Origin of the sequence: Exiguobacterium chiriqhucha RW-2, from assembly GCF_000416965.1 — a bacterium.
In the GTDB taxonomy this organism is placed as follows: Bacteria; Bacillota; Bacilli; order Exiguobacteriales; family Exiguobacteriaceae; genus Exiguobacterium; species Exiguobacterium chiriqhucha.
This window is the reverse complement of the sequence record NZ_ATCL01000020.1, coordinates 314433-332407: the sequence shown is the minus strand read 5'-3', so window position 1 is coordinate 332407 and position 17975 is coordinate 314433. Positions and strand designations below refer to the sequence as shown.

Genomic DNA, 17975 nt, shown 5'->3' with positions numbered 1-17975 from the left:
TGGTTCCACCTCACATGAATACGTATGGGTTTACGTCGATACTCAATTGATATTCTTTTTTGCTAATCGCCTTCGCCCGTGCCTGTTGCAGCGTGGCGAGGACCGGATATAACGCTTCCGGATGTTTCGTCTTGATGAACAACTGATAGCGGAACAAGTTCTTCAGTTTCGACAACGGTGCCGGCATCGGCCCGTTCAGTCGCGACTGGGCCACGTGCGCCTCGACGAAATCGGCGGCGAACAGCTCGGCCTCGGCTTGGGCGACGAGCGGACTTTCCGCCGCGAACGTGACGAGCGTGACGTACCAATATGGGGGATGATTACCGACTTGGCGCAGTTGCATCTCCCGGGCGTAAAACGATTCATAATCGTGTTCACTCGCCGTCTCGATGACATAATGGTCCGGGTTGTACGTCTGAACGTACGCCTCACCCGGCAGACTACCGCGTCCGGCCCGACCAGCGACTTGGGTCACGAGTTGGAACGTACGCTCGGTCGCCCGGAAATCGGGCATGCCGAGCGTCGCATCCGCCGCGAGCACGCCGACGAGCGTGACGTTCGGGAAATCGAGTCCTTTGGCGATCATCTGGGTACCGAGCAAAATGTCGGCCTCCCCATCCTCAAAGCGTTTCAACAGTTGTTCGTGCGACCCTTTGCGTGACGTCGTGTCTTGGTCCATCCGAATGATCCGCGCCTCAGGGATGCGATTCAACAGCTCGGTCTCGATCTTTTGCGTCCCGGTGCCGAACTGTTTGATTTTCTTGCTGTCACACGTCGGGCACTTCGACGGCATACCGATCTCATAGCCGCAGTAGTGGCATTTGAGCCGGTCGCCGTGTTGGTGATACGTCAAGTTGACGGCGCAGTGCGGACAGGTAAGCCCTTCCCCACAGTCGCGACACATGACGAACGTCGTGAAACCACGACGGTTGAGCAAGATGACGCACTGTTCTTTTTTCGCGATGCGGTCGTTGATGGCGACAAATAAATCTTCTGAAAACATCGTCGTGTTGCCTTTGGCGAGCTCACGCCGCATGTCGATAATATGGACAGGCGGCATCTCGCCACCGTACCGTTCGCTCAGTTGCAAATAGCGATAGACGCCTTTTTGGGCGCGGGCGTAAGACTCGAGTGACGGGGTCGCACTTCCGAGGACGACCGGGCACTCGTGGTACTCGGCCCGCCAGATCGCGACGTCACGCGCGTGATAGCGCGGGTTCTCTTCTTGCTTGTACGTCGTCTCATGCTCTTCGTCCAAGATGATGAGGCCGATGTTTTCGAGCGGTGCGAAAATCGCCGAGCGTGCCCCGACGACGACATCGACTTCACGTCGTTTGATTTTGCGCCACTCGTCATATTTCTCTCCTTGTGACAAGGCGCTATGGAGCACGGCGACCCGGTCTCCGAAGCGACGTTTGAATCGTTTGACCATCATCGGCGTGAGCGAGATTTCCGGGACGAGCAAAATCGCCTGCTTGCCGTCATCGACGACTTGACCGATCGCTTCTAAATAGACCTCGGTCTTCCCACTGCCGGTGACACCGTGCAAGAGTAACGTCTCCCCGGCTTCCGCATCGCGGATGGCATGGACGGCCTTGGCTTGACTTTCATTCAGTTCGACCGTCTCGATGACCTGTTCAATCGTGGCGTACGGGTCGCGGTTCAGTTCGACCTCGGTCACTTTGACGGCACGGAGCGACTCCATCTTTTGCAGTTGTGCGCGCGACAAGCCGATTTGACGTAACGACGACCAATACATCCGCGGGACGTCCTTTAGCAACTTAATCGCTTCTTGTTGTTTTTTCGCCCGGGCCGGGATGAGCGTCGCATCGATGAGCTCGATGACGAGGTCCGTCTTCACCGTCCGTTTCTCTTTTAACACCGGCGCGAGCAAGATGTCCCCTTTTTTGGCGAGCGCCAAGATGATGGACTGCGTCTCTTTCGGATACTCCGAAAGATGGGTCCCGGCTCGAACGCCGTCCGGGAGCGTCTCGCCTTTAATCTCTTTGTCGTAACTCACTTTCAGCGCTGCCGGCAACATGGCGAGGAGTGCCGACGACCGGAAGCAGAGTGTCGTCTCTTTCACATGGGTCGATAAATCGAGCAATTCGTCCGTCAAAGATGATTCTTCATCTAATAGGGCCTCAAGTGGTTTCAATCCTTCGCGCGTCCCTTCAGAGACACCGGTGACGATTCCGAGCAGGCGTCGTGAGCCGAACGGGACCGAGACACGCATGCCCGGTTCGATTAACGTCTCGAACTGGGGCGGCACTTCATAATCGAACGGACGGTCGATCGTGATGACGGGCGCATCGACATGGACGTGGGCGATCATCGCAAATCTTCCTTAAAATGTGTGAGCAACTCGACAGCGAGTTCACGTTTGCTCTGTCGCGGTAAGCGGACATGAGCCCCGTCCGCCCGAAACAACGTGACTTCGTTGTCATCGGCGCGGAAGCCGATATCTGGCTGGGACACATCGTTGGCGACGAGATAGTCAACCCGTTTACGGGCGATTTTATCGCGGGCGTGTTGCTCGAGATTCTCCGTCTCGGCCGCAAAACCGACGAGGAGCTGATGCGTCTTCTTCTCCCCGAGCGTCTTCAAGATATCGGTCGTCTCTTCGAGTTCGATCGTCAACGGGCCGTGCACTTTTTTATGTTTCTCGCTATGGACCGTCTTCGGGCGATAGTCGGCGACGGCGGCCGATTTGATGACGAGGTCTTGGTCATCGAAACGCGCGAGCACCGTCTCGAGCATATCCGTGCCTGATTCGACGGCGATGGCGGTCACGCCGTCCGGTACGGGTACTTGCAGCGGTCCGTGGACGAGCGTGACGTGTGCGCCCATATCGCGGGCAGCCGCGGCGAGCGCGACGCCCATCTTGCCAGAGGAGTCGTTCGATAAAAAGCGGACCGGGTCGATGCGTTCGACCGTCGGACCGGCCGTGATTAGCACGCGTTTCCCGAGCAGATGTTTCGGGACGAACTGGCTCTCGACGATACGGACGAGGTCTTCCGGTTCCGGAAGGCGTCCGCCACCGATCCACCCGCACGCGAGATTGCCGACGCCCGGTTCGATGATTTGATAGCCGAACGTTTTGAGCGTCTCGATATTGCGGCGCGTGGCCGGATGTTCGAGCATATTGACGTTCATCGCCGGTGAGACGATGACGGGACATTTGGCCGCTAAAATCGAGGTCGTGATGAAGTCATCGGCAATACCGGCTGCGAGTTTCGCAATCATGTTCGCCGTGGCGGGTGCAACGACGATCAAGTCACTCGTATCGACGACGTCGATGTGGGCGATTTTGGTCGGATCGTGTTCCTCGAACACGTCGGTGTATACCGGATTTCGGCTGAGCGCCTGAAACGTCGCTTTGCCGACGAATTCTTCGGCTGACGCGGTCATCGCCACTCGAACGTTCGCACCGGCCTGGACGAGTTTCGACGTGAGCGCGCACGCCTTATACGCCGCGATACCGCCGCTCACACAAAGCAAGATATTCCGATCGTTCAACATTCACAATTCTCCCCCTTATAGACAATGAGACCCAAGTCGTATCCGACTTGGGTCACACTTCATCCGTTGTTTTTTTCGTTCGTGATGATTGTCGTGTCACCCGAATACAATTCTTCAAGCGCTTGACCGACCGGCTTATACGATTTTGGCGCGGCGATTTTTGTTGCTTTTCCGTCCTGGATTTGGCGGGCCCGCTTCGCGGCCACCGTGACGATTGTGTATTTCGACGGGATGATACGTTGTAAGGCATCAATCGAAGGGTATAACATTAAATGACCTCCATCATGGCTTTTTTATAGAGAGACGCGACACGTTCACGTTTACAATGTTCGGCCGTCACGATCGCTTTGATACGATCGATCGCTTTATCCACTTCATCATTCGTAACGACGTAATCGTATGCATCCATCAATTCAATTTCTTCCCGGGCGACGAGCAAGCGTTGCTTGATCACGTCTTCCGATTCCGTGCCTCGACCGACTAAGCGGTTACGTAGTTCTTGCAGGCTTGGCGGAGCCAAGAATAAAAAGACCGCTTCCGGGAAACGCTCTTTCACTTGGAAAGCGCCCTGGACTTCAATCTCGAGGATGACGTCCTTCCCGCTTTCGAGTGTCTCACGAACCCATTCAACCGGTGTCCCATAATAGTTGCCGACAAATTCAGCGTGCTCGAGCAATTGTTTATGCTCGATCATGTGTTCAAATTGTTCTCTCGTCTTAAAAAAGTAGTGTACGCCTTCTACTTCTCCTTCGCGCGGTTTGCGGGTCGTCGCCGAGACCGAATATTGAAGGTTGTTGTCCTTCTCTTCACGGAGTACTCGACAAACGGTACCTTTCCCGACGCCGCTCGGGCCAGACAAGACGATTAATAATCCTCGTTCTTTAAAATTCACTGCAAGACCTCCATCTTCTAACATCACATTTAATTATAATAGCAGTCAATCAATTGTTCCGGCAAGAAGAAGTTCGGATTTCCTACTTCATCGTACCATATTTTCCGTGAATCTGATAACGTAGAGACAGAAAAAGAACAAAGGTGATGAGACTAGTGGCATATGATGGATTAATGACATATCGTGTTGTAACAGAATTACAAGCGCTCGTCGGGGGGCGCATCAATCGCGTGCACCAACCGTATTCGCTCGATTTGATGATTCAAGTCCGCTCGAACCGCCAAAGCGTCCAATTGCTCGTTTCGGCAAATGCGATGTACGCGCGGCTCCAACTGACCGACAACCCGACCAAGAACCCGCAAGAACCGCCGATGTTTTGTATGATGCTCCGCAAACACATCGAAGGCGGCTTCATCACGGCAATCGAACAAGTCGGACGTGACCGTGTCATCGTCCTGTCGATCCGTTCACGAAACGAGCTCGGCGACGAAGAGAATAAGAAAGTGTATATCGAACTGATGGGGCGTCACTCGAACGTCGTCTTGACGAACGAGGACGGCAAGATTTTAGACGCCATCAAACATCTCCCGCCGTCACAAAACACGTACCGGACAATCATGCCGGGCAGCGAGTACTTACTGCCACCGGCCCAAGACAAGTGCGATCCGTTGACGGAGCGTGAAGCCGGTTTGAAACGTATCGACTGGAACGCCGGCTCGCTCGACAAGCAGCTCGTGGCCAGTTTCGCCGGGCTTAGCCCGCAAATCGCCCAAGAGATCGTCCACCGGGCCAAACTCCCGAACCGGGCCAGCATCGAGGAGTCGTTCGTCAGCGTGATGAGCGACCTCGAAGGCCCTTACGTCTTCCAACAGCTCGCGTCGGGCAAAGAGCGCTTCAGTCCGATCGTGCTCACGTCCGGTGAGGTCACCTCTGAAGAGCGCTATGAGACGAGCAAAGACGTGCTCGACCGTTTCTTCTATGAGAAAGCGAACCGCGACCGTGTCAAACAACAAGCCCACGATGTCGAGCGTCTGCTCAAGTCCGAGCTTGAGAAAAACCTGTTGAAGCGTAAGCGACTGCTTGACGATTTGAAGGCGACGGAACGGTCCGACGAACTTCAGAAATACGGGGAGCTGTTGACAACGTACTTGTTCCAGCTCGAGAAAGGCATGACCGTCGCCCACGTCGTCGATTATTACGACGAGGAAGGCGGCATGATCGACATCCCGCTCAACAAGCTCAAGACACCGAACGAGAACGCACAAGCGTACTACAAGAAATACAACAAGTTGAAAGTCGCCAAAGTCGAAGTGCAGAAACAAATCGAATTGAACGACGCCGAAATTGAGTATTTAGAGACGCTCGTCGCCCAGCTCGACGTCGCCTCACCGGCCGATATCGTCGAGATTCGAGAAGAGTTGGCCGAAGGCGGCTACATGAAGCAACGGAATCAAAAGAAGAAACAGACGAAGAAAATTTCGCTCGAAGCGTATACATCGTCAACGGGGACAGAGTTCTTCGTCGGGAAGAACAATACGCAAAACGATCATTTGACGTTCAAGTTCGCCCGTCGCGACGAGATTTGGCTGCATGTGAAAGACATACCCGGATCCCACGTCATCATCCGTTCGAGCGAACCCGATGAGACGACGTTGCTCGAGGCGGCGACCGTCGCCGCTTATTTCTCGAAGGCCCGTGCCTCGAGCGGTGTGCCGGTCGATTACACGAAAGCACGTTACGTGAAAAAGCCGAGCGGTGCCAAGCCTGGATTCGTCATCTATACGGACCAGCAGACGGTGTACGTCACGCCGGATGAGCGGCTCGTCAAATCACTCCAGCAATGAGTTCTGGCCACGTCACATGACGTGGCTTTTTCTTGTTAGCCCATGGTCACTCGTCCTCTCGGCGCCTACGCTTTCCGCAGGCAACCCCGGAGCCGCATCGCGACTCAATGTCGCTGCTGGGTCTCCGTTGGGTTGCTTTCCTGCAGGAGTCGGGACGCCGGCGGACGAACGAAAGGATTGGTACACGTCTGATCGACAGGCGAGCAGACACATGCCAAGGCCGGCACCCGAACTCCTAGGGGATAGCGATGCAAGGATGACCCTGTAAAGTGCGGCACGCACTGCGGAGACATCCGCATCGCCCCAGGAACGGAGGGTGTCGCCAAAGGCATGTGTAAATATGACATGTCCACTTACATTGACAACAAGTAAAGGCCCCGTCGCTAAAACGGGGCCTTCGTTTATTTCGGATTATGTTTGAACGCTTCGAGCTGTTCATGATAGTCGAGCAAGTGCCCGTGTAAAATTTCAGAAACGGATAAATCCTCATGCGGCAACGTGAACAGCGCATGCGGCTTGTCACACGTATAAAGGATATCGTGATGATGCGCGAGGAGGTATAAAAACTCGGACTCGAACACCCGGCGTTCTTCCTCGTCCATGACCAATAGCGCCTCCCGATGTTCAGCGAGACTCTCGAGCAACAAGACGAGCTTGTCCTCAAGGTGAATCAATAACCGGTATTGCTTCATCGTCAAATGCTTCAATTTCACGTTCGTCACTTTCATATCCTCTTGGAGCATCATGTGCAGCTCCTGATGGCCGAGGATACGGGCCCGCGTCTCGAGCAACTCGGACGGGGACCCGACGAGCTCGCGCCAGTGCTGGAACATATACGCCGACGTCTTCCGAATCTCACTGAGCAACCGCTCCTCGTAACGAGGCGGCATGAACGCATAGTTGACACCGAGCGAGACGAAGACACCGACGGCCGTCAACAATGAACGGGTCCACGCATAGTGGAAGAAGTCGGTCGTCGGGTTCTCGAGCATGAGCACGATCGCGAACGCCGCATACGTCGACATGTGCGTCTTATCGAACGTCGTATTGAGCGTGAGCGCGACGATGACGGCGAGCCCGATTGAAATCGGGTTGACCCCGAACGCATAGACGATCAGGAGACCGCACATGAGCCCGACCATCGTTCCGAAGATGCGGCTGAAGACGATTTTCGATGACCGCTTCACGGTCGGTTGCATCGCGACGACGGCCGCGATGGCCCCCATGCCTGAATAGATGCCGAACACGTACCAGGACAAAGCGATGGTGATGGCGACGGCGATGCCGGTTTTCAAAGTTCGAAGTCCGACTTTTGGGATGTAACGTTTGTTCATCATTTAAGCTCGACCTTTCCTGTCTCGGAAATGAGTTCGATGTTTGGTCGGTTCGAGTTCGACAGATGGTACACGCCGCCCCCGATTTCGTTGAACCGTTCCGACGCCGTCACGTTGCCTGTGGTCGTGACGTTCACTTGTCCGGTCGCATTACGCGGCGCGTACGCGAGCGTCCCCGCCTCCGTCTGAATCGTCATGCTTTGATTGACGACGATGTCGCTCACGGTCGCGTTCCGATATGAACGGATATCTCCCGTGACGACACGGACGGTTTCGAGTGTCGTATCACTCCGTGTTTCGACGCGAAGCCGATCACTTTCGAGTTTTTTTACATTAACGGCGTTCGCCTCCAAGACAATCGTCTTGGCAATCAATCCTTGGCCGGTCACTTGCTCGGCCTCGACTTCAATCGATGTCATCGAGCTCGGCAAGGCGACTCGGATTTTATAACGGGATGGTTCATCACTCGCCCGACTACCGAATTGACTGAATTGGCCGTAGCGCTCGACGACCGAAATCGTATCGCCGACCGATTTGACTTTGATGCGACGCTCTTTCGAGTTCGTCTGTAACACATCAATGTGGACTTTCTCATTCGTGCTACGAACGAATTCGACATTGCCGTGCGCCGTCTCGAGCCGAAGTTTCTTCATTTGATAGCGGTCCTCGTACGTGTCCCCAAGTGCCAACACGTGACTGAATATGAATAAATTCAAGAAGAAAATGAGGGGCAAGACGGTGAGGACGAGTCCGAACGCAAGTTTACGATGTTTCGGGATCGCTTGAAAACGGACTTTCAAGGATTTTCCCTTCATTCTAGAATACGCCATACACATCTCCTTTATTGACTGCTTTCCCTATTCTAACATGTTCAGTATGCCATGTACCGAATAGAAAAAGAATCCGCCCGGAGGTGGATTCTCGTTACAGATTATGAAGATAAGACACGTTCGCTCCAACCTGTCGGATCGTTTCGCCAGTCCCGTAAGGAAGCATATTCTTCTTTACTGATGATTCGCTTCTTGACGGCAACGTCGAGCAAATCCGAAAGTGTAATCAGTGCATGCGCAGTGAAGCCCGAGTCTAACAGATTGATGGCGAGGCGGCTCAGACTATAGGAGAAAATCGCTTGAATCTTGACGACTTCCCCGCCGGCTTCCTGAATCGCTTTGGCGGCCTCGATGCTCGACGAGCCGGTCGACAACAAGTCTTCAATCACGACGACACGAGCCCCCGGTTCAAACCGGCCCTCGATTTGATTCCCTTTCCCATGTCCTTTCGCACTCGAACGGACATAGACGAGCGGCAACCCGAGCCGGTCGGCGACAAGCGTCGCATGGGGAATTCCCGCTGTCGCTGTCCCGGCGATGACGTCGACATCGAGCGGACGGACCACCTCAACGATCGCGTCGATGATGAGGTTGCGGACGTCAGGATAGCTGAGCGTCAAGCGATTGTCACAATAAATCGGACTCTTCATCCCGCTCGACCACGTATACGGGTTTTCCGGTGACAGGGTCACGGCCTCGATTTGTAATAAAGCTTCAGCGATTTGTCTCATAAGTTCGACTCCATTCTTGTAAGTAGTATGCATAGGCAGCGTTCGGATCTTCGGCCCGGGTGATGGGTCGGCCGACGACGATGGCCGACACACCTGCGTCACGAGCCGCTTTCGGCGTGGCGATCCGGACTTGATCGTCCGCTGTCTCGTTCATGCGGATACCGGGCGTCACGGTCAAAAATGACGAGCCGAGCGCTTGGCGAATCGAGTGGGCCTCATGCACGGACGCGACGACTCCGTCGAGCCCGGCTTGGTCGGCCATGGCAGCCTGGCGAAGGACGGCCTGTTCCAATCCCCCTTCGATGTGTAGCTCTTCGGCGAGCATTCGTTCATCGGTCGACGTCAACTGGGTGACCCCAATCAATTTCGTCGTATCGGTCACCTCACGTAAGCCGTCCAAGGCGTAACGCATCATCGTCTCGCCGCCGAACGTATGGACGTTCGTCAACTCGACGCCGAGGCGCCCGATTTGACGGAGTGTCCGCCGTGCCGTCTCCGGGATGTCATGAACTTTGACGTCTAAGAAGACCGGGTACCCGCTGTCGACGAGTTGCTCGACAAAGCGGCCCCCTTCACGATAGAACAGTTCCATCCCGACTTTGACGGCCGGTTTTTGTTCGATTCGTTCCAATAAACGGAACGCGTCGGCGCCAGTTTCGACATCAAGCGCGAGATACAGTCTGTTCATAAGCTTTCCCCCTGATGTCTAAAATGTGATCAATCCCAAGTTCGTCGAGCCGCCCTGGCAACGCTTCGATGATTTCCTGACAGACGTAAGGATTTTCAAAATTGGCCGTTCCGACCGCGACTGCCGAAGCACCCGCATAAATGAACTCCAAGACGTCGTCGACCGTCCGCACGCCGCCCATCCCGATAATGGGGATCTCGACGGCCTGGGCGACCTCATAGACCATCCGAATGGCGACCGGTTTGACGGCCGGTCCAGACAAACCACCGATGCGGTTGGCGAGAATCGGCTGCCCGGTCGTGACGTCGATGCGCATCCCGACGAGCGTGTTGATCATCGTGATGCCATCGGCCCCAGCCGCTTCGACCGCTTTCGCCATCGCTGTGATTGACGTGACGTTCGGTGACAGTTTGACGTATACCGGTTTTGTTGACGCTGCTTTGACGAGTCGGGTCAATTCCGCCGCCATGTCGGGATCGGTCCCGAACTGCATCCCGCCGCACTTCACGTTCGGGCACGAGATGTTCAGTTCGAGCGCCTTGATGGTCGGGTCGGCACTGAGCTCTCGCGCGACATGAATGTACTCTTCGGGCGTCGAACCGGCCACATTGGCGATAATCTCGGTATCGAACGCGGACAAGAACGGTAGTTTGTGTTCGATGATGGCGTCGACACCCGGGTTTTGGAGGCCGATGGCGTTCAACATGCCTTGTGCCGTCTCGGCGACCCGCGGCGTCCCGTTGCCGAATCGCGACTCGCCTGTCGCCGCCTTAATCATGATACCGCCTAACATCGATAAGTCATAGAGTTTGGCGAACTCTTCCCCGAATCCGAAACAGCCTGATGCCGGCATAATCGGATTCTTTAACTGTAAGCCTGGCAAATCGACGTGTAGTCTCATAGCGTCACCTCTTCTGCCCGAAATACCGGTCCGTCACTGCACACTTTGACGTAACCGCCTGGCGCTTCGCACACGCAAGCGAAACAAGCGCCGATGCCGCACCCCATCCGATTCTCAATCGAGATATATCGCTCTTCGATATGTGACGCGGCGACCGCCTTCAGCATCGGTTCCGGCCCGCAGCTGAATAAGACATCGGCGTCGACCCGCGCGAGCGGACCTGTCACAAATCCCATTTCTCCATACGTTCCATCGACCGTCGTGATGATCGTCTCCCCAAGTTCACGGAACGCGTCTTCATAAAAAATGCTCGTTTTCGTATCAAACCCGAGAATTGCTACCGTCTCGATGCCACGGGCAGCGAGCAGGCGCCGCGTGTAGTAGAGCGGCGGCACCCCGATGCCCCCACCGACGAGCACGACCCGTTTACCCGTCTGTTCGAGCGGGAAACCGTTGCCGAGCGGTCCGAGGACGTCTAAGACGTCTCCCGTCCGACGCGCGGCCAAATCTGCCGTCCCGCTGCCGATCACTTTATACAGGAATGTGACGACGTTGTCTTCGACGTTCGCGACCGAGAGCGGCCGGCGCAACAGCTCTGACGTCTTCACATGGAAGAACGTGCCCGGCGCAACGGCCTGCGGTGCGATCTCGATTTTCATCTCCATCGTCGCCGTCGCAATCAATCGGTTCGATAAAATGGTCGCGAGTTGTCTCATACGGTCACCCCGAATGTCGTGAAGGCCGGTAAACTCGTCGTTTGGAACGACAGGCTCTCGATGACTTGGAGCAGCGCCTCGACCGTGTCGAGCGACGTCAGGCAGAGCACCCCTTGCTCGGCCGCGGCCCGACGGATGATGAACCCGTCTTTCGTCGCAAGGGCGTCACGCGTCGTCGTGTTCAAGACGATATCGACTTCCCCTCGTTCGATGACGCTCAGCATCGTCTCTCCGGCCTCATTGATTTTCCCGACCGGGTGGACCGGCAAGCCATCTGTCGAAAGCGCATGCGCCGTGCCAGACGTGGCCATCAGGCGGAATCCGAGTCGGTTGAAACGGCGGGCGATGTCGAGCGCCTCTTCCTTGTCTTGGTCGGCGACCGTCAACAGGACGTTCCCTTTCAAGGCGATCGTCATGCCGGCGGCGACGAGTCCTTTATATAATGCCTTTTCGAGCGTGCGGTCTGTCGCCATGACTTCACCGGTCGATTTCATCTCCGGCCCAAGTGATGGGTCGACTTCTTTCAGTTTCGCGAAACTGAATACCGGGACTTTGACCGAAATCGCGTCCGCTTCCGGATGCAAGCCGGTCCCTAACCCGAGGTCTTTCAAACTCGTTCCGAGAATCGTCTGCGTGGCGATGCGTGCAACCGGAAGGCCCGTCACTTTCGAGATGAACGGGACGGTCCGGCTCGCCCGCGGGTTGACCTCGATGACGTATAAGTCGTCCGCGTAGACGAACTGGATATTGAGCAATCCTTTGATCCGGAACGCTTTGGCGAGTTTAATCGTGTAATCGACGACTTTCTGTTTTAACGCTTCGCTCAACCGCTGCGGCGGGTACACGGCAATCGAGTCGCCCGAGTGGACCCCGGCCCGTTCAATATGTTCCATGATGCCCGGGATGTAGACGTCCGTCCCGTCACAAATGGCGTCGACTTCAATCTCGATGCCCGTCAAGTAGCGGTCGATCAGAACGGGACGGTCTTTCGAGGCGACGACGGCGTGGCGCATATACCGCTCGAGCTCCGAGCGCTCATAAACGATTTCCATCGCCCGGCCGCCGAGGACGTATGATGGGCGGACGAGTACCGGATAGCCAAGCATGTCGGCACACGCGACGGCCTCTTCTACCGTGACCGCCGTCTTGCCTGGAGGCTGGGCGAGCTGTTCGGCCGAGAGCGTCGCTTCGAACGCTTTCCGGTCTTCGGCGCGGTCGATGTCTTCAAGCGATGTCCCTAAAATCTGGACCCCTTCTGCTTCGAGCGAGGCTGCCAAGTTGATGGCCGTCTGGCCACCGAACTGGACGATGACGCCGAGTGGCTGTTCGTTGCGGATGACCTCGAGTACGTCCTCGGTCGTAAGCGGTTCGAAGTAGAGTCGGTCTGAGATTGAGAAGTCGGTCGACACCGTCTCCGGGTTGTTGTTAATGATGATCGCTTCATAACCTGCGTCACGAATCGTCTGAATCGAGTGGACGGTCGCGTAGTCGAACTCGACACCTTGACCGATGCGGATCGGGCCCGAACCGAGGACGAGAATCGACGGCTTGTCCGTCTTCACGGCCTCGTTCTCAACTTCGTACGTCCCGTAAAAGTATGGCGTCTCCGAGGCGAACTCAGCCGCACACGTGTCGACCATCTTGTACACCGGACGGATGCCCCAGTCGTTCCGAAGCGTCGTCACAGTCTCCACGTTCTCGTTTACGATGCGGGCGATCATCTTATCGCTGAACCCGAGACGCTTCGTTTCGACGAGTCGTTCTTTCGTGAGCGGCTCAAGCCGGAGCGTCTCTTCATGTTGCCAAATCCGTGCGAGTTTCGATAAGAAGAAACGGTCGATTTTGGTCAGCTCATGCAACTGTTCCGTCGAATAACCGCGACGGAGTGCCTCATAAAGCATCCAGAGTCGCTCATCCGTCGGCGTCGTCAACTCGCGATCGAGCTCATCCGTCGTCAATTGTGCGAGCCGTGGTACGGCCAAGTCTTCTGTCCCGAGTTCAAGCGAACGGACAGCCTTAAGGAGCGCTTCCTCCAAGTTGCGGCCGATCGCCATCACTTCCCCGGTCGCTTTCATCTGAGTGCCGAGCCGGCGGTCAGCCGTCTCGAACTTATCGAAAGCGAAGCGCGGAATCTTAGCGACGACATAGTCGAGCGCCGGTTCGAACGAGGCGTAACTCGTCTCCGTCACCGGGTTCTTCAATTCTGACAACTTGTATCCGACCGCTACTTTCGCAGCCAACTTGGCGATCGGATATCCCGTCGCTTTCGAGGCGAGCGCCGAACTGCGGGAGACACGTGGGTTGACCTCGATGACGTAGTACGTGAAACTGTCCGGGTCAAGGGCGAACTGGATGTTGCATCCCCCTTCGATGCCGAGAGCGCGGATGATGTCGAGTGAGACGCTGCGGAGCATCTGATAGTCGCGGTCCGACAGTGTCTGCGTCGGAGCGAAGACGATCGAGTCGCCCGTATGGACCCCGACCGGATCAAAGTTTTCCATCGCACAGACGATGATGGCCTGGTCGCTCGAATCGCGCATCACTTCATACTCGACTTCTTTCATGCCGGCAATCGATTTCTCGAGCAACACTTGTGTCACTGGACTCGCTTTCAGTCCTGATTCGACGAACTGTTCGAATTCATTCCGGTCATGGGCAATCCCGCCACCGGTTCCTCCGAGCGTGTACGCCGGACGGATGATAATCGGATAGCCGATCCGGTCGGCAAAGCCCCAAGCCGACTCGAGCGACTGCACGATCTCACTTTCCGGGACCCCGTGGCCGAGCTTATACATGAGGTCGCGGAACTGTTCCCGGTCCTCAGCTTGTTCGATGGCCGATAATTTTGTCCCGAGCAATTCGACGCCGCAATCTTCAAGCACGCCGCGACGATCGAGTTCCATCGCCAAGTTGAGACCGGTCTGGCCGCCGAGTGTGGCCAGGAGCGCGTCCGGTCGCTCTTGACGGATAATCCGTTCGACGAACTCCGGTTCGAGCGGTTCGATATAGACACGGTCCGCCGTCGTCGGGTCGGTCATGATTGTCGCCGGGTTCGAGTTGACGAGGATGACTTCATATCCTTCTTCTTTCAAGGCAAGACACGCCTGGGTACCAGCATAGTCAAATTCTGCCGCCTGTCCGATGACGATTGGGCCGGATCCGATTACAAGGATTTTCTGAATATCTGGTCGTTTGGGCATGTCACATTCCTACTTTCTGTTTGTTTTCTTGAACGAGTTGCATGAAACGGTCAAATAAATCGTTGGCGTCGTATGGACCCGGTGCCGCCTCGGGATGGTATTGGACCGAGAACGTCGGATGATGCAGATGCTTCACACCTTCGACCGTACCATCGTTGACGGCGCGATGCGTGACGACGAGTCCTGTCGTCGCGAGTGATGCTTCATCGACTGCGTAGCCGTGGTTTTGGGACGTGATTGTCACCGCTCCCGTCTCAAGTTCGACCACGGGATGGTTGGCACCGCGATGACCGAACGGGAGTTTGAACGTGTTGGCACCGCTCGCGAGTGCGATCAACTGATGACCGAGACAGATCCCGAAAATCGGGAGTGTCGGCATGAGGCGCTCGATGAGCGGTAACGCCGTCGGGACGTCTTTTGGGTCCCCAGGTCCGTTCGACAGCATGACGCCGTCCGGCTCATAGCGCATCACTTCTTCTGCCGTCACGTCGTGCGGCAAGACGACGACTTCACAGTCGCGCTTCACGAGTTCACGCATGATGCCGAGCTTCGCGCCGAAATCGATGAGGGCAATCCGTGGACCGCTGCCGGTGCTGACATACGCCCGCTTCGTCGAGACACGCTCGACTTGATTGGTCGGCAGGAGAACATCGAAGCGATGTTGGACCGTCTCCCACGTCGAGTCGCCGTCGACCAAGACACCGCGCATGACGCCGAGTGAGCGCAAGTGACGCGTCAACATGCGTGTGTCGACTCCTGCTAGCCCCGGGATGTTGAAGCGTTTGAGCGTATCATGAAGCGTCGCGGTCGAGCGGAAGTTCGACGGTGTGTCGCACACTTCTTTGACGATGAGCCCTTTCGCCATCGGAACGGTCGTCTCGAAATCTTCGCGGTTGACGCCATAGTTCCCGATCAACGGATTCGTCAACACGATGAGTTGGTCACAGTAAGACGGGTCAGACAACATCTCTTGATATCCGGTCATCCCAGTCTGGAAGACGACTTCCCCGATCGTCTCCACACTTGCACCAAACGCTGTTCCTACAAATGAAGTACCGTCCTCAAGCCATAATGTTCGTTTCATCGAATCTCCCCTTATATACGATTTTTCCAGCCACGATGGTCATCACCGGCCAGCCAACTAGTTTCTTCCCAGCAAACGGTGTGTTCTTCCCTTTCGAGCGGAACGTCGTCGGATTGACGACCCGCTCCGTCTCCGGGTCGATGAGGGCGAGGTCCGCCGCCCGGCCGACTTCAATCACACCGTACGGCAACCCGAACACGTCGCTCGGTCGTTTCGTCATCCACTCGATGAGCGCCGCCTCTTCCATCTGTCCCGTTTTGACGAACGTCGTGTACAGGAGCGGGAACGCCGTCTCGAAACCGGTGATCCCGAACGGGGCCCGTTCCATGCCGGCCGCCTTCTCCTCGGCCGTGTGCGGGGCGTGGTCGGTCGCGATCATATCGATCGTGCCATCGAACAAGCCCTCGAGTAGCGCCTCCCGGTCGTCCGCGCTCCGGAGCGGCGGATTCATTTTAAAGTTCGGGTCGAGGCCTGGGATATCGTCTTCACAGAGGATGAGGTGATGCGGTGTCACTTCGGCCGTGACCCGGATGCCGGCTCGTTTGGCGTCGCGGATGACGCGCACCGACTGTCGTGACGAGACGTGGCAGACGTGATAGTGACAGCCTGTCTCTTCGGCGATCAAAACGTCCCGGGCGATATGGATGCTCTCGGCGAGGCTCGGGATGCCTTGGATGTCATGTTCTTCACTGAACCGGCCTTCGTGGACCGAACCGGCCTTGAGCGTATTGTCCTCGCAATGGGCGACAATCGCCTTGTCGAGTCGTTTCGCTTCCCGCATCGCCGCGCGCATCATCGCTGCCGATTGGACGCCAACTCCGTCGTCGGTGAAGGCGAACGAATCTGCGAGCGAGGCCATGTCGACTTGCTCGGTACCGAGCTGTCGTTTCGTGATGGCGGCGTATGGCAGGACACGCACGATGGCGTCTTGCTCGATTTTAGCCAACAGCTGGTCCATCGTGGCGCGGTCGTCTGGGACCGGACGCGTGTTCGGCATCGCACAGATTGTGGTGAATCCGCCGGCTGCAGCCGCCTCTGTCCCGGTCTTGATTGTCTCTTTCTTCTCCCCACCCGGTTCGCGCAAGTGGACGTGGACATCGACGAGTCCTGGGATGAGTAGCATCCCTGTCGCATCAATCACTTCGTGTCCTTCAGTCGTGCCGTTATAGTCGACTGAGCGGATCTCGCCGTCTTCAATCAATAGCGTCGTCGTCCGTTTCGTATTCCCGTCATACCAAGTTGCGTGTTGAAGTATCATAATTGTCCCCCTAATGCTCGATTTAAGATGGCCATCCGGGCGTAAACACCGTTCGTCATCTGTGGAAAGATACGCGACTGTGGATGCTCGATTAAACTGCCGGCAATCTCGACGTCCCGATTGACCGGGGCCGGATGCATGATGATCGCTTGCGGTTTCATCCGCTCGACGCGTTCCGGCGTCAAGCCGTAGCGTACATGGTAATCTTCTTTCGAGAAGATATCGCCCATGATGTGGCGTTCGTGCTGGACGCGCAGCAACATGATGACGTCACAGTCGGCCAACACGTCGTCGAGGTCACGATGCTCGAGCCCCATCGACTCGTCCCACCAGGAGGCGGGACTACAGCCGACGACGTTCGCGCCGAGCCGCTTGAGCACCGAGGCGTTCGAGCGGGCGACACGGCTATGAACGAGGTCACCGCAGATGGCGATATTCAATCCTTCGAACGTCTTGAACTCTTCAAAGATCGTGACGAGGTCGAGGAGTGACTGGGACGGATGTTCCCCGCTCCCGTCACCGCCGTTCAACACCGGGATATTCAATGTTTCGACGAGTTCATGGTAGTAGCCCGACTCCGGATGGCGGATGACGAGGGCATCGACCCCGATCGCCTCGAGCGTCTTGCACGTGTCGTAGAGCGTCTCACCTTTCGTCACCGATGACGTCGCCACGTCGAACGGGATCTCCTGGACCTTCAAGTGCCGTTCGGCCATTTGAAACGAATTTTTCGTTCGCGTCGAGTTTTCAAAGAATAAATTCGCGACCGTCTTCCCATCGAACAATGGGGGCATGTTCCCTTGTTTATAGCGGAGCGACTCCTCGATCAAACCCATAATCTCGTCGAGGGATAGCGTGTCCAGGCTGACAAAATGCTTCGGTTGTTGTTTGATGATGTTCATGTTCGTCTCCTCCTTTTATGTGAAGGCAAAGAGAAAAGGCGTCTCTTCACCTACGTGAAGGGACGCCTTTATC

15 protein-coding genes are annotated in these 17975 nt (G+C 56.2%); 1 reads left to right on the top strand and 14 read right to left on the bottom strand.

Annotation, left to right across the window (positions count from 1 at the left end; translation table 11 throughout):
• Positions 1–10: 10 nt before the first annotated feature.
• Genes priA through gmk form a run of 4 tightly spaced genes read right to left on the bottom strand, consistent with a single transcriptional unit; the run spans position 11 to position 4438 of the window.
• Positions 11–2335, bottom strand: coding sequence for a primosomal protein N' (gene priA, locus M467_RS25785; RefSeq protein ID WP_021067073.1), 2325 nt, complete (start codon positions 2333–2335; stop codon positions 11–13).
• A complete protein-coding gene (gene coaBC, locus M467_RS25780) occupies positions 2332–3522 on the bottom strand; it encodes a bifunctional phosphopantothenoylcysteine decarboxylase/phosphopantothenate--cysteine ligase CoaBC (RefSeq protein ID WP_021067072.1) in 1191 nt (396 codons plus the stop codon). Before coaBC ends, priA begins: the two co-directional genes overlap by 4 nt.
• Before the next feature lie 59 nt (positions 3523–3581).
• Positions 3582–3791 carry a DNA-directed RNA polymerase subunit omega gene (gene rpoZ / locus M467_RS25775; protein WP_021067071.1) on the bottom strand — a complete coding sequence of 70 codons (210 nt, stop codon included), beginning with the start codon at positions 3789–3791 and terminating at the stop codon, positions 3582–3584.
• Positions 3791–4438: a guanylate kinase gene (gene gmk, locus M467_RS25770; protein WP_029595720.1), complete on the bottom strand. Its 648-nt coding sequence runs from the start codon at positions 4436–4438 to the stop codon at positions 3791–3793. The genes rpoZ and gmk overlap by 1 nt, the downstream gene beginning before the upstream one ends.
• 131 nt (positions 4439–4569) lie before the next feature.
• On the opposite strand from gmk, the gene M467_RS25765 reads away from it, so the two are divergent.
• A complete protein-coding gene (locus M467_RS25765) occupies positions 4570–6258 on the top strand; it encodes an Rqc2 family fibronectin-binding protein (RefSeq protein WP_021067069.1) in 1689 nt (562 codons plus the stop codon).
• Positions 6259–6659: 401 nt separating this feature from the next.
• Here M467_RS25765 and M467_RS25760 read toward each other — a convergent pair whose 3' ends face one another.
• The 10 genes from M467_RS25760 to M467_RS25715 all read right to left on the bottom strand — a co-directional run bounded on the left by M467_RS25760 (position 6660) and on the right by M467_RS25715 (position 17902).
• Positions 6660–7592, bottom strand: a complete 933-nt coding sequence (locus M467_RS25760; RefSeq protein WP_235045183.1) for an FUSC family protein — start codon at positions 7590–7592, stop codon at positions 6660–6662.
• On the bottom strand, positions 7592–8392 hold the full coding sequence (locus tag M467_RS25755) for a hypothetical protein (protein ID WP_235045182.1): 801 nt from the start codon (positions 8390–8392) through the stop codon (positions 7592–7594). Before M467_RS25755 ends, M467_RS25760 begins: the two co-directional genes overlap by 1 nt.
• 131 nt (positions 8393–8523) lie before the next feature.
• On the bottom strand, positions 8524–9153 hold the full coding sequence (gene pyrE / locus M467_RS25750; RefSeq protein ID WP_021067066.1) for an orotate phosphoribosyltransferase: 630 nt from the start codon (positions 9151–9153) through the stop codon (positions 8524–8526).
• Positions 9137–9841 carry an orotidine-5'-phosphate decarboxylase gene (pyrF, locus tag M467_RS25745; RefSeq protein WP_021067065.1) on the bottom strand — a complete coding sequence of 235 codons (705 nt, stop codon included), beginning with the start codon at positions 9839–9841 and terminating at the stop codon, positions 9137–9139. Before pyrF ends, pyrE begins: the two co-directional genes overlap by 17 nt.
• Positions 9816–10742, bottom strand: coding sequence for a dihydroorotate dehydrogenase (locus M467_RS25740; RefSeq protein ID WP_021067064.1), 927 nt, complete (start codon positions 10740–10742; stop codon positions 9816–9818). The genes pyrF and M467_RS25740 overlap by 26 nt, the downstream gene beginning before the upstream one ends.
• Positions 10739–11458, bottom strand: a complete 720-nt coding sequence (locus M467_RS25735) for a dihydroorotate dehydrogenase electron transfer subunit (RefSeq protein WP_021067063.1) — start codon at positions 11456–11458, stop codon at positions 10739–10741. Before M467_RS25735 ends, M467_RS25740 begins: the two co-directional genes overlap by 4 nt.
• A complete protein-coding gene (carB, locus tag M467_RS25730) occupies positions 11455–14658 on the bottom strand; it encodes a carbamoyl-phosphate synthase large subunit (RefSeq protein WP_021067062.1) in 3204 nt (1067 codons plus the stop codon). The genes M467_RS25735 and carB overlap by 4 nt, the downstream gene beginning before the upstream one ends.
• Position 14659: 1 nt before the next feature.
• Positions 14660–15742: a carbamoyl phosphate synthase small subunit gene (locus tag M467_RS25725; RefSeq protein ID WP_021067061.1), complete on the bottom strand. Its 1083-nt coding sequence runs from the start codon at positions 15740–15742 to the stop codon at positions 14660–14662.
• Entirely contained in the window at positions 15720–17000 is a 1281-nt protein-coding gene (locus tag M467_RS25720; RefSeq protein ID WP_021067060.1) for a dihydroorotase, read from the bottom strand. The genes M467_RS25725 and M467_RS25720 overlap by 23 nt, the downstream gene beginning before the upstream one ends.
• On the bottom strand, positions 16997–17902 hold the full coding sequence (locus tag M467_RS25715) for an aspartate carbamoyltransferase catalytic subunit (RefSeq protein WP_021067059.1): 906 nt from the start codon (positions 17900–17902) through the stop codon (positions 16997–16999). Before M467_RS25715 ends, M467_RS25720 begins: the two co-directional genes overlap by 4 nt.
• Positions 17903–17975: the final 73 nt, after the last annotated feature.